We start from the raw sequence: 11,755 nt of genomic DNA, 5'->3' as shown, positions 1-11,755 counted from the left end.
GGGAAATGATGAAACTTTTTACAAAAGATAAAGGCGGACATTTTATCCGTGAAATCAATGGGATCAAGCTCCCGTTCCCATTGACTGAATTTATGAAAGTGCGTAAATTGGGTTATATATTATCCGCACTTTTAATGGTAATTTCTCTATTTTTTATTATTACCAAAGGATTTAACTGGGGCTTAGATTTTACTGGTGGAGTGGTATTTGATACCCACTTCTCGCAATCCGCTAATCTTGAACAAATCCGTAATAAACTTCACGAAAATGGAATTGAAAGCCCAGTTGTTCAAACCACAGGATCGGTTCAAGATGTAATGATTCGTTTACCTGCAAGTAATAATGATTCTACCATTGGTGAACACGTCAAAAATATGCTACAGAATGTAGATAAAGACATTCAAATTCGCAGTATTGAATTTGTTGGCCCAAACGTTGGCGAAGAATTAGCACAAGGTGCGGTATATGCAACTTTAGCGACATTAGCAATGGTGCTTATTTATGTGGGGTCACGTTTTGAATGGCGTTTAGGTTTTGGTGGTATAGCTTCTCTTGCGCACGACGTAATTATTACGCTAGGGGTATTCTCTGCATTACAAATTGAAATTGATCTCACTTTTGTCGCCGCGATTTTATCTGTGGTGGGTTACTCTATTAACGATAGTATTGTGGTATTTGACAGAGTTCGTGAAAATTTCCGAAAAATTAGACGATTAGATACGATTGATATTATTGATATTTCTTTAACGCAAACTTTATCAAGAACTATCATTACTTCGGTTACCACATTAGTTGTTGTGATCGCATTGTTCTTCTTTGGCGGTCCATCAATTCATAACTTCTCTTTGGCGTTACTTGTAGGTATTGGATTTGGTACTTATTCTTCAATTTTTGTTGCCATCGCCATTGCATACGATGTTGGTTTACGTCGTGAGCATATGATCCCACCTAAAGTAGATAAAGGAATTGATGAATTACCTTAGTTAATTTACGTTTAGAATAAATTAAAAAAATAGTTAATCGAAAATTTACGATTAACTATTTTTTATTTATATAAAAACCTCTAAGAGTACTTAAAATTCAAAAATTATTTAATCTTGAGGTAAGGCATTTATTACGGCTTTTACTAAAGTGGCTAAAGGAATGGCAAAAAATACGCCCCAAAATCCCCATAAACCGCCAAAAATTAATACTGAAATGATAATAATTAATGGATGTAAATTCACGGCTTCAGAAAATAAATAAGGCACAAGGAGATTTCCATCTAAAAGTTGGCTTACAGCAAAAGCAATAATGATGTACCAAAATGTTGGGCTGATTCCAAACTGGAATAAAGCAACCAATGCAACAGGAATAGTGACAATAACTGCGCCAATATAAGGGACGAGAACTGAAAGGCCCACCGCAAAAGCCAATAAGAGCGAATAATTTAGCCCGAAAATTAAGAAAATAATATAAGTGATTAAAGTAACAATCAGTATTTCTAATAATTTTCCGTGAATGTAATTAGAAATTTGCTGTTGCATTTCTTTCCATACTTTGAAGGCTAAGTTTCTATTTTTCGGTAAGAAACGGCTCACGCCTTGTAAAAGTTCTGATTTATCCTTCAACATAAAAAACATCATTAATGGTACTAAAAAGGCATAAATTCCTAAAGAAACCAAGTTCATGATGGAGGCTAAAGAAAGTTTTACAGCTGATTCACCAAAACCAAGGATTTTTTCTCGTACAGAATTGAAAATAGAATCAACCATTGAATAATCAATAAGTTCAGGATAATTTTCGGGTAAATTGAGTAGCCATTCATTAGATTTATTAAACATAGCGGGCAAATCACTTAATAAGGAAATAGTTTGATTCCATAACATTGGCACCAATACCAAAAAGAAAATTGCTGCTAGACCAATAAAACTACCGAAAATAAGAATTGTCGCTAACATTCTTGGGCATTTTAAATATTGATTTAAAAAATTGATTGGCATTTCTAGTAAATAGGATAGTACTAGAGCAATTAACAAAGGTGCGATTAAATCTCCAAAAAAATAAATGGAGATAAAGCCAAATAATAATATTGCTAATAGTCCCATCGCTTGCGGATCACTTAAACGGCGCGAGTACCAGCTTTTTAACATTTCTAGCATAATTTCTTTTCCTATAAGTATTTTTCGCCATTATAAGTTAAAATTTACAGTGTTTATAGCTACTAAAAGGAAATCCTATGTCTGTTATTATTTATCACAACCCACATTGCTCAAAAAGCCGTGAAACGCTAGCATTATTAGAAAATCAAGGTGTTCAGCCAATAATTGAACTGTATTTACAAAAGCAATATTCCGTTAATGAATTACAAAGCATTGCCAAAAAATTAGGCATTGATGATGTTCGTCAAATGATGCGAACGAAAGATGATTTATATAAAAGCTTAAATTTAGATAATTTAGAGCTCTCTCAAGCTGAATTATTAAAAACCATGAGTGAACATTCAGCACTTATTGAACGCCCAATTGTTATAAATGGCGATAAAGCTAAAATAGGGCGTCCACCAGAAAGTGTACTTGAGATTTTGTAATCTAAACGTTTGCGAGTATAATACTCCCGCCGTGGAAATCCTTCTGCGGCTTTTTTGAGGAAAAATTATGGCAAAGCAACAAAAAAGTGCGGTTGAAAATGAAACCGTTTATCAGCATACTCGAGGCGTGATAAAAGATAATGCAGTGATGGCATTGCTAGGCGATAAATTATTTCGTCAGCGTGTTGAGAAAAAACGTAAAGGGAAAGGCAGTTACCAACGTAAAGTGAAACACCCAGGGAAAATGTTTGAAAAGCCCGATTATAAATTTTTTGATTACAGAAACTTTATAATCGGGTTTTTCTTAGGTTAAAAATAATAAGGAGTAAAATATGTCAAAACAGCCTCAAATTCTACTTAATAATACGTGGAATGTGCGTATTAGTGATCCCGGAGAGGAGGGGGCAAAAAGCCATTTCTTTGAAAGGATTTATTTAACTCTAACGGCTTATTTTGAAGAAAATAACATACGCTATGAATTTGTGCGTAAAGTGGAGGATCAAATAAAAATTCAGCGTTCTTTTACAGAGTTAAATGAATTGTTTAAATTTTTAGGGGATTATTTTGATCCCGTATCTATTGGTCTAGTCGGTGTGAAAATTGGAAACTTAGGGATAAAATCAGAATAAAATATTGATTAATCTATAAAATTTAACACTATATTTTACGATTATTGTAAAACAAAGATCGCACTTTAATGATATAAATTATATAAAAAAGTGCGGTTATTTTTTTCTTTATTTTGATAAAAAATAGATTAATTAACAACAAATTTCTTGTACGACAAATTGCAATGAATGTCTCGAAAATTGTTGTTGTTTGCGGTGTTTTAAACGTCTTAAACGTAGATTTCGTGATAAAGAACTTTGTTGTAAATTAGCTTTCTTTTTAAGAAAAGTTTTGCGTTTTAACATTTTATTAATCCTTATTTTCTTTTATTTCTTCTAAATTTTTAACCGCACTTTCGTTGCTTGCATTATCATTTATTGTTTGATTTTCTTGGACTCGATGATAATTTACGATGCTATTCATATAGCGGCGAATATTTTCCACATATTGATAGGCTTCATAGCCTCGAGCATAGCCGTATTTGAGTTGGGAATAATAGCGTTTTTCTGCTAATAAAGGCAGATTTTTTTTCACATTGAGCCAATTATCTGGATTTCCTCCAAGATTTTGAGTTAAACGACGTGCGTCAATTAAGTGACCGAGTCCTATGTTATAGGCAACTAAGGCAAACCAAATTTTTTCTTCCTTTTCAATGCTTTCAGGAAGCTGACTAATCAACCAGTGTAAATATTCTGAACCTGCTTTAATACTTTGTTCAGGATTTGTTCTATCACTGATTTTCATATGTTGTGCGGTATTTTTGGTGAGCATCATTATGCCACGTACGCCAGTTGGCGATGTTGCGTGAGGATCCCAATGGGATTCTTGATAAGCCACTGCTGCGAGTAACCGCCAATCTAATTCTCCCTGATATTTTTCAAAAAGCGGTGAATATTGTGGCAGTGTATTTTCAATCGCGTTCATATAAGAACGCGTATCCACGTAATCAAATTGTGAAATATGTCCTAAATATTTTTCTTTTAAATTATCTAAAAGCCCCGTTTCTTCGGCATTATTCATAAAATTGAGTAAAGCCGTTTGCAGATCGTGGTAGGATTTATTGGGTAAATACCAGTGAACGTTTGCTTCATCAGTAATATCAAAGGCAATGGCTAATTCTGGTTTTATTTGTTGCATTGCAGCAATATCAATAGAATTTGCAATAACGTAAGGAATTTTGCCTTCAGCCAATTGTAGTAATAGTTCTTCTTGAGTAAGTGTTTGATTTCTTTTCCAAGTTAATTGTGGATATTGTTTTTGTAATTCTTTTAACGTTTCTTCTAATGCTAAATTATTTGAGATATAAATATCTTTCTTTACGTTACCTAAATTTTTAGGACGATTTTCATTTTTTCGATAAGCTAATTGCCATGAAGCAGAATGATATGCTGGGCCTATTTGGAAACGTTCCGCATTTTTAGGATGGTATAAAAGATGGGCGGCAGCTAAATCAATATTATGTTTATCAAGTTCATCAAATAACTGCTCTTGATTATCGAAAGTTTTCATTTCGAGTTCTACACCTAGTGAATCAGCAAATGCTTTGGCTAATTCATATTCAAAGCCTCGTTCACCATCTTTATTGGTAAAATAAGAAATCTGGTTATTTATTGTACCTACATAAAGTGATCCCCTAGCTTGAATTGCAGCATAATGATTTTCTTCAGTATGACGTAAAAATTGCCATGGGAATACCATATCAATAGCCCAAAATAATAAAGCTAGAGCAGTAATAATACGTAAAAAAAGACCTTTCAATGATTTTTCCTATATAAAAAAGTTATGGGATTGTAGCCAAAACTTTCACTATAGACAATAAAAAGCCCCTTGAGGTTCAAGAGGCTAAGCGTATGTAAAATATCAGACTATTTATTTTTAGAATGATGATCTACGATCACGGCGTGGTTTGTCGCTAAAAGTGCGGTTACTTTTTTCATTAAATTTACGATTTCCACGATTGTCACCATTTCGTTCATTACGTCCGCGTTCTCCACGGAAATCGCCCCCACGGCCTTTACGTTTACCGTTAAAATCATCACCGCCACGGGAATTATCGGATTTTACTGCACCTAAGAAAGACATTTGCATTTGTTTATTCAATACGCGTGTTTTTCCGAATTGTTGCAATAATTCTTTCGGCATACCTTGTGGCAATTCAACGGTAGTGTAATCATCATAAAGTTTAATATGACCAATATAACGGCTGTTAATATCGCCTTCGTTAGCAATCGCACCAACGATATGACGAACTTCTACACCATCTGCACGACCGACTTCGATACGATATAAATCCATTGGTCGTGGATTTCCGTAGCCTTTACGCTCGCCACGACGTTCAGCTGAACGTGGATTTTCACGGCGATCACCGCATTCATTACGTTCACGACGACGTTTTTCCATTGACGGATCAGGTGGAAGAATTAATTTTTGTTTACCTTGTAACAACATTAACATTGCAGCAGCAATATCTTCTTGATCTTGATCGGCTGTGAATAAGTCTTCTAATAAACTACGATATTGCTCTAAATCGTGATGCTCGAGTTGTTTCGTAATTTTTGCAACGAATTTTTTGCGGCGGCATTCTTGTAACACAAGATGATTTGGCAATTCTACTTCATTGATACCTTTTTTCATTAGGTGTTCAATATTACGAAGTAAACGACGCTCACGAGGTTCAACGAATAATAAAGCACGACCAGAACGACCTGCACGACCAGTACGCCCAATTCGATGTACATAAGATTCTGCATCCAGCGGAATGTCGTAGTTTACCACAAGGCTGATACGTTCAATATCAATACCACGAGCAGCCACATCGGTTGCGACAACAATATCTAAACTGCCATTACGTAAGCGATCGAGGGTTTGTTCGCGTAATTGTTGTGTCATATCGCCATTAAGTGCGGCGGAACGGAAACCATTTTTCTCAAGTAGTTCTGTAATGTCTAAAGTACCGGTTTTAGTGCGAGCAAAAATAATCGCCGCATCAAAATCTTCCACTTCTAAGAAACGAAGAAGGGCTTCATTTTTACGTACGCCGTGCACATACCAACAACTTTGCTCAATATCTGGAGCATTTTCGTTATTAACTTTGATCTTCACTTCTTTCGGATCATTCATAAAACGTTTCGTAATACGACGGATCGGTTCAGGCATTGTTGCAGAGAATAACGCAGTTTGATGATTTTCTGGTAATTCAGCCATCACGGTTTCTACATCATCAATGAACCCCATACGTAGCATTTCATCGGCTTCATCTAATACGATAAAACGAAGTTCAGAAAGATTTAATGTTCCGCGGCGAATATGGTCAAGAATACGACCTGGTGTACCCACAACCACTTGTGCGCCTTGTTTTAATGCACGAAGTTGGATATCATAACGTTGCCCGCCATATAAGGTAACAATTCGAGTGCCATGCGCATATTTAACAAATTGTTCGCAAGCATCGGCAACTTGAATAGCAAGTTCGCGAGTAGGTGCCATTACTAACATTTGTGGATGTTTTTCACTTGGATCGATTTGTGCTAATAAAGGTAGTGCAAAAGCAGCGGTTTTACCACTACCCGTTTGTGCCATACCTAGCACATCATTGCCACTGAGCAAATGTGGGATACAAGCTTGTTGAATTGGAGAAGGGGTTTCAAAACCTAAGTCAGAAACAGCTTTTAAGATGAACTCAGGTAAGCCTAAGTCATTAAAAGTAATTTTGTCAGTCATTAAAATACTCGAATATAAATAAGGAAAACTCAACGGGCTTTCGGGTTTATGTTGCTATTAAAACGTAGTCCTAGGGTAAATATACTCTAGGCTAATTTTGGTGCTGCCTCATTGGAGGAGAGCAGTTCTCCAAAGGAGAACCGCTTTGCATAACTTAGGGTATACCTACCCTAAGTACTTATTTTGCCACAGCACTTTTCTCTTCTTTTTCGTCTTCTGTTTGAACCGGTTTTAATTTCATTAGTTCAAACGCAGCAAAACGATACTCAACAAAGTTATAAACCTGATTTGCCATAGCTAGTTTAAATAAAGCAGCCGCTTCATCTACTAGCCCTACATTGAGTTTTTGTTTTGCTAGATAAAAATAGGTTTCTGTGAGAATTTCAGCATATTGTTGTGAATTTTCAGCAAATTCACTCGCACGTTGTTGTAATTCTTCTACAGAAATGTGTCCTAAGTAATATTGAACGATATGTGTACCCCAGAAGTCCTCTGATAGCCCTTTTGCTCGTTCAACAAGGTTTGTTTGGGCTTCTTGTGGTTTTAATTTTTGTTCGTTCAAATATAGCCATAAGACACGATAGGGATCTTTTGTATCGGCTTGGTAGAACTGTAAGAAATCTTGCTGAGCAAGATGGTAGCGCCCTACATAATAAAAATTTAAACCACGATTAAGGTGGGTATAGTCATAACCTGAATCTAATTCAAACACCGTATTGAAAGCATCCAATGCGCCGTCGTAATCTTCTTCAAGCAATAAATAAAGCCCTAAGTAATTGTACACAGATGCCATTTTAGGCTGTAAAGCAAGGGCTTGAGTAAAATCGTAACGAGCAAGTCCCCATAATCCAAGGGAATCATAGAGTACGCCACGTTCAAAATGTAGCGATGCACGTTCTTCATTACTCATTTTTCCAACCAGTAGTACTTGGCTTAATCGTACGATCATCACTTCTTGTTCAAAGTGAGTATTCGGATTTTGTTCAGCCAACACGACATGATTTTTAGACACAAAACCGCCCCTAGACTGAACACAGCCTACAAGGAGTAAGATCGCACATAAGCTAAATAAATAGACTATAAAATGGCGAGATAAGCGAAAACACCGCATTTGCTTTCTTTATGCCTAAAAGTTGGAAAACAACAAAACTTGGCAGCGATCGCTACCAAGTTTTGATTCGATATTCCAAGATTATTCTTGTTCTTCGGAAGACATTTCTTGGTTAATTTCAGTTTCTTGTTTTGGAGCCAAGTCTTTCATTGTTAAACGAATACGACCTTGACGATCTATTTCAACAACTTTTACGTTTACTTCTTGACCCACTTGGAGGTAATCGCTAACTTTTTCTACGCGCTCTTCTGCAATTTGAGAAATATGAACTAAACCTTCTTTATTTCCAACGATTGCGACGAATGCACCAAAATCAGCAAGACGAGTGACTTTACCTTTATAAATTGCGCCAGCTTCAACTTCTGCAACGATTTCTTCAATGCGTCCCATTACATTTTTCGCAGCATTTCCATCGACTGCGGCAATTTTCACTGTACCATCGTCATCAATATCGATAGAAGTGCCAGTTTCTTCAGTTAGTGAACGGATTGTTGCACCACCTTTACCAATCACATCTTTGATTTTTTTAGGATCAATTTTCATTGTATAGATACGTGGTGCATAGTCAGAAATATCCTCGCGTGGAGCAGGGATTGCTTGTTCCATTACTCCAAGAATGTGCATACGTGCACTTTTCGCTTGGTTTAATGCAATTTGCATAATTTCAGGTGTGATACCTTCAATTTTGATGTCCATTTGAAGCGCAGTGACACCTTCACGTGTACCTGCCACTTTAAAGTCCATATCGCCCAAATGGTCTTCATCGCCTAAAATATCTGAAAGCACCACGAATTTATCTTCTTCTTTCACTAAGCCCATTGCGATTCCTGCAACAGCAGCTTTGATTGGTACACCCGCATCCATTAATGCTAAAGACGCACCACATACCGATGCCATAGAAGAAGAACCGTTAGATTCAGTAATTTCAGATACAACACGCACAACATACGGGAATTCCGCAAGGCTAGGCATAACAGCCGCTACACCACGTTTTGCTAAACGACCGTGACCGATCTCACGACGTTTTGGAGAACCGATCATTCCTGTTTCGCCTACAGAATATGGAGGGAAATTATAATGGAATAAGAAGTGATCTTGACGTTCGCCTGTTAATTCATCAATGATTTGTGCATCACGTTCAGTACCTAACGTTGCAACAGCTAATGCTTGCGTTTCACCACGGGTGAAAATTGCAGAACCGTGAGTACGTGGTAATACACCAGTACAAATATCTAATGCACGAACGGTATCAACGGTACGACCATCAATACGTGGTTCGCCTGCAATGATACGGCCACGAACGATTTGGCTTTCAAGTGCGGTGAAAATATCCACGATTTTACCTTCGCTGATTTCTTCATCTTCAGCTGTGATTTGTGCAATCACATCTGCTTTAATCGCATCGATTTGTTCGTAACGTGCTTGTTTTTCAGTAATGCGGTATGCATCGCCTAAACGTGCTTCAGCAATCGCTTTTACTTTGTTGATTAAATCTGTGTTTGGTTGTGGCGCAACCCAATCCCAACGTGGTTTGCCCACTTCTTTTGCAAATTCTTTGATTGCTTCAACTACAACTTGTTGTTGTTGATGACCGAATACGACCGCCGCTAACATTTGTTCTTCAGTTAAAACGTCGGCTTCAGATTCAACCATTAATACGGCTTTGTCAGTACCTGCAACTACTAAGTCTAAACGGCTTTGTTTTTGTTCAGCCATTGTTGGGTTTAATACGAATTGGTTATCGATAAAACCAACGCGCGCCGCACCGATAGGACCATTGAAAGGCACACCAGATAAGGTTAATGCTGCAGAAGCACCGATCATTGCCACTAAGTCAGGGCTGATTTGTGGGTTTACAGAAACTACAGTTGCCACAACTTGGATTTCGTTGAAGAAACCTTCTGGGAATAATGGACGAATTGGACGGTCGATTAAACGTGCAATTAAAGTTTCGCCTTCAGATGGACGACCTTCACGTTTGAAGAAACCACCAGGGATTTTACCCGCCGCATAAGTACGCTCTTGGTAGTTTACGGTTAATGGGAAGAAGTCTTGACCTTCTTTTACATCTTTTTTAGCCACAACAGTAACGAATACCGTGGTATCGTCCATGCTTGCCATGACCGCAGCAGTTGCTTGACGTGCAATTGCGCCAGTTTCTAGGGTTACGGTATGCTGACCGTATTTAAATTGTTTAACAATTGGATTCACAATGTTTTCCTTAAAATTTATATTAAAAACAATGCCTTATTTTCCAGATTGCGACTAGCAAAAGAAATCTTTCGAAAAAATGACCGCACTTTGGGCGTTTAAAAATTTCTTTTGATAGCCGCACGCTAATGTAGAAAATAAAGCCTAAGCATTATACAGAGGTTTTTGTGTGATTGGTAACTTTATTTCATTTAACCGACTTGGTATCATAGGATAACTTTTATCCACTATAAGGAAAATTCTATGATTATTAGCAGCTTAACCAGCCCAAATTTTAAAGTTGGTTTACCAAAAGCGATTGCTGAAGTATGTGATTATTTGAATACGTTAGATTTGAATGCGTTAGAAAATGGTCGCCATGATATTAACGATCAAATTTATATGAACGTAATGGAACCAGAAACAGCAGAACCAAGCAGTAAAAAAGCAGAGTTACATCATGAATACTTAGATGTTCAGGTGTTAATCCGCGGTATGGAAAATATAGAAGTTGGCGCTAATTATCCTGATTTGTCTAAATATGAATCTTATAACGAAGCGGATGATTATCAACTTTGTGCAGATATTGATGATAAATTCACCGTTACAATGAAACCAAAAATGTTCGCTGTATTCTATCCTTACGAACCGCATAAACCTTGCTGTGTAGTGAATGGAAAAACAGAAAAAATAAAAAAATTAGTCGTAAAAGTACCTGTTAAATTAATTTAATTTTTATTTGCAGTATTTCAAAAACAATTAATCCCACTCAAAAGAGCGGGGTTAATTGTTTTATATGCGCCAGAAATTTAGTTTATGCAGGAACGCGTTCTGTTACGAGCATTTGTAGTTTTCGTAAAATAACATTTAATACTACGCCATAGGCTGGTACGAATAATATAATGCCGACAAATAGCTTAAACAGGTAATCTACAAAGCCGAGTTGTACCCAGTGTTCAGCCATGAACGGATCGGCACTTTGATAGAAGGCTACACTGAAGAAAACAAACGTATCCGCCATTGAGCCAAATGTCATTGAGCTAGTTGGCGCCACCCACCAAGTTTTTAACTGGCGTAAGCGGTTAAATACGATCACATCCAGTAATTGTCCTACCACGTAAGCGGCAAAGCTCGCAATAGCAATACGGAATACAAACAGATCAAAATGCGTTAATGATTCAAAACCTTGGAATTTGCTTTCAGAGAATAAAACCGATATGACGTAACTTACAATAAGTGCAGGAAACATCACCACGAAGATGATTTTTCTCGCATCTTCCGCACCGAAAATACGTACAGTTAAATCGGTAGCTAAAAAGATAAATGGGAATGTGAGCGTTCCCCAAGTGCTGTGGAAGGAAAAATCGTTTGCTGCACCAAGTGCGGTCAATTTTAGCGTGATTTCAAAAGGGATTTGAACAAAGTAATTGCTTGCGGCAATGATGAATATGTGGAAAAAGCTGAGCCAGATGATTGCACGACGTTTTTGTTGATCATTAAAGATCGGAGAGTTTAATTTCATGTTGTACCTTTTTAGTTTAAATAAATCGGGGTTA

At 36.9% G+C, this 11,755-nt stretch carries 11 protein-coding genes; 5 read left to right on the top strand and 6 right to left on the bottom strand.

Features of this window, described 5'->3' with window-relative positions; all coding sequences use genetic code 11:
• Positions 1–8: 8 nt before the first annotated feature.
• Positions 9–983, top strand: coding sequence for a protein translocase subunit SecF (gene secF, locus ACPT8Q_RS02810; protein WP_050848127.1), 975 nt, complete (start codon positions 9–11; stop codon positions 981–983).
• A gap of 108 nt (positions 984–1,091) precedes the next feature.
• Here secF and ACPT8Q_RS02805 read toward each other — a convergent pair whose 3' ends face one another.
• A complete protein-coding gene (locus ACPT8Q_RS02805) occupies positions 1,092–2,141 on the bottom strand; it encodes an AI-2E family transporter (RefSeq protein ID WP_050848128.1) in 1,050 nt (349 codons plus the stop codon).
• Positions 2,142–2,218: 77 nt separating this feature from the next.
• Between ACPT8Q_RS02805 and arsC the strand changes: the two genes are divergently transcribed.
• The 3 genes from arsC to ACPT8Q_RS02790 all read left to right on the top strand — a co-directional run bounded on the left by arsC (position 2,219) and on the right by ACPT8Q_RS02790 (position 3,198).
• Complete coding sequence (gene arsC / locus ACPT8Q_RS02800) at positions 2,219–2,569, top strand: arsenate reductase (glutaredoxin) (RefSeq protein WP_050948861.1); 351 nt, start codon at positions 2,219–2,221, stop codon at positions 2,567–2,569.
• A 67-nt stretch (positions 2,570–2,636) separates the two neighbouring features.
• Positions 2,637–2,882, top strand: coding sequence for an alternative ribosome-rescue factor A (locus ACPT8Q_RS02795; RefSeq protein ID WP_046067560.1), 246 nt, complete (start codon positions 2,637–2,639; stop codon positions 2,880–2,882).
• Between the two features lie 19 nt (positions 2,883–2,901).
• Positions 2,902–3,198 carry a DUF5377 family protein gene (locus ACPT8Q_RS02790; protein ID WP_021034398.1) on the top strand — a complete coding sequence of 99 codons (297 nt, stop codon included), beginning with the start codon at positions 2,902–2,904 and terminating at the stop codon, positions 3,196–3,198.
• A 289-nt stretch (positions 3,199–3,487) separates the two neighbouring features.
• Here ACPT8Q_RS02790 and mltF read toward each other — a convergent pair whose 3' ends face one another.
• The 4 genes from mltF to pnp form a co-directional block, all read right to left on the bottom strand.
• A complete protein-coding gene (gene mltF / locus ACPT8Q_RS02785; RefSeq protein WP_050948860.1) occupies positions 3,488–4,936 on the bottom strand; it encodes a membrane-bound lytic murein transglycosylase MltF in 1,449 nt (482 codons plus the stop codon).
• Between the two features lie 117 nt (positions 4,937–5,053).
• Positions 5,054–6,898 (bottom strand): DEAD/DEAH box helicase, encoded by a 1,845-nt coding sequence (locus tag ACPT8Q_RS02780; RefSeq protein ID WP_050948859.1) that lies wholly within the window; start codon positions 6,896–6,898, stop codon positions 5,054–5,056.
• Between the two features lie 178 nt (positions 6,899–7,076).
• On the bottom strand, positions 7,077–8,009 hold the full coding sequence (nlpI, locus tag ACPT8Q_RS02775) for a lipoprotein NlpI (protein ID WP_050948858.1): 933 nt from the start codon (positions 8,007–8,009) through the stop codon (positions 7,077–7,079).
• An 81-nt stretch (positions 8,010–8,090) separates the two neighbouring features.
• Positions 8,091–10,220, bottom strand: a complete 2,130-nt coding sequence (gene pnp / locus ACPT8Q_RS02770) for a polyribonucleotide nucleotidyltransferase (RefSeq protein WP_050948857.1) — start codon at positions 10,218–10,220, stop codon at positions 8,091–8,093.
• Between the two features lie 243 nt (positions 10,221–10,463).
• Between pnp and nanQ the strand changes: the two genes are divergently transcribed.
• Positions 10,464–10,931, top strand: coding sequence for an N-acetylneuraminate anomerase (gene nanQ / locus ACPT8Q_RS02765; RefSeq protein WP_021034404.1), 468 nt, complete (start codon positions 10,464–10,466; stop codon positions 10,929–10,931).
• A gap of 82 nt (positions 10,932–11,013) precedes the next feature.
• Here the strand turns inward: nanQ and ACPT8Q_RS02760 are convergent, their stop codons facing one another.
• Entirely contained in the window at positions 11,014–11,721 is a 708-nt protein-coding gene (locus ACPT8Q_RS02760) for a 7-cyano-7-deazaguanine/7-aminomethyl-7-deazaguanine transporter (RefSeq protein ID WP_050948856.1), read from the bottom strand.
• Between the last annotated feature and the right edge of the window lie 34 nt (positions 11,722–11,755).

The sequence above is a fragment of the Haemophilus sp. HN_Hi10 genome, assembly GCF_049821985.1.
In the GTDB taxonomy this organism is placed as follows: domain Bacteria; phylum Pseudomonadota; class Gammaproteobacteria; order Enterobacterales; family Pasteurellaceae; genus Haemophilus; species Haemophilus influenzae_D.
Note: the sequence above shows the minus strand (reverse complement) of the source record. Positions and strands in the feature narration are given on the sequence as shown.

Excerpts from the sequence above, each read along its gene's own strand:
- secF (WP_050848127.1), top strand. The coding sequence starts at position 9 with ATGAAACTTTTTACAAAAGATAAAGGCGGACATTTTATCCGTGAAATC.
- ACPT8Q_RS02805 (WP_050848128.1), bottom strand. The coding sequence starts at position 2,141 with ATGCTAGAAATGTTAAAAAGCTGGTACTCGCGCCGTTTAAGTGATCCG.
- arsC (WP_050948861.1), top strand. The coding sequence starts at position 2,219 with ATGTCTGTTATTATTTATCACAACCCACATTGCTCAAAAAGCCGTGAA.
- ACPT8Q_RS02795 (WP_046067560.1), top strand. The coding sequence starts at position 2,637 with ATGGCAAAGCAACAAAAAAGTGCGGTTGAAAATGAAACCGTTTATCAG.
- ACPT8Q_RS02790 (WP_021034398.1), top strand. The coding sequence starts at position 2,902 with ATGTCAAAACAGCCTCAAATTCTACTTAATAATACGTGGAATGTGCGT.
- ACPT8Q_RS02780 (WP_050948859.1), bottom strand. The coding sequence starts at position 6,898 with ATGACTGACAAAATTACTTTTAATGACTTAGGCTTACCTGAGTTCATC.
- nlpI (WP_050948858.1), bottom strand. The coding sequence starts at position 8,009 with ATGCGGTGTTTTCGCTTATCTCGCCATTTTATAGTCTATTTATTTAGC.
- nanQ (WP_021034404.1), top strand. The coding sequence starts at position 10,464 with ATGATTATTAGCAGCTTAACCAGCCCAAATTTTAAAGTTGGTTTACCA.
- ACPT8Q_RS02760 (WP_050948856.1), bottom strand. The coding sequence starts at position 11,721 with ATGAAATTAAACTCTCCGATCTTTAATGATCAACAAAAACGTCGTGCA.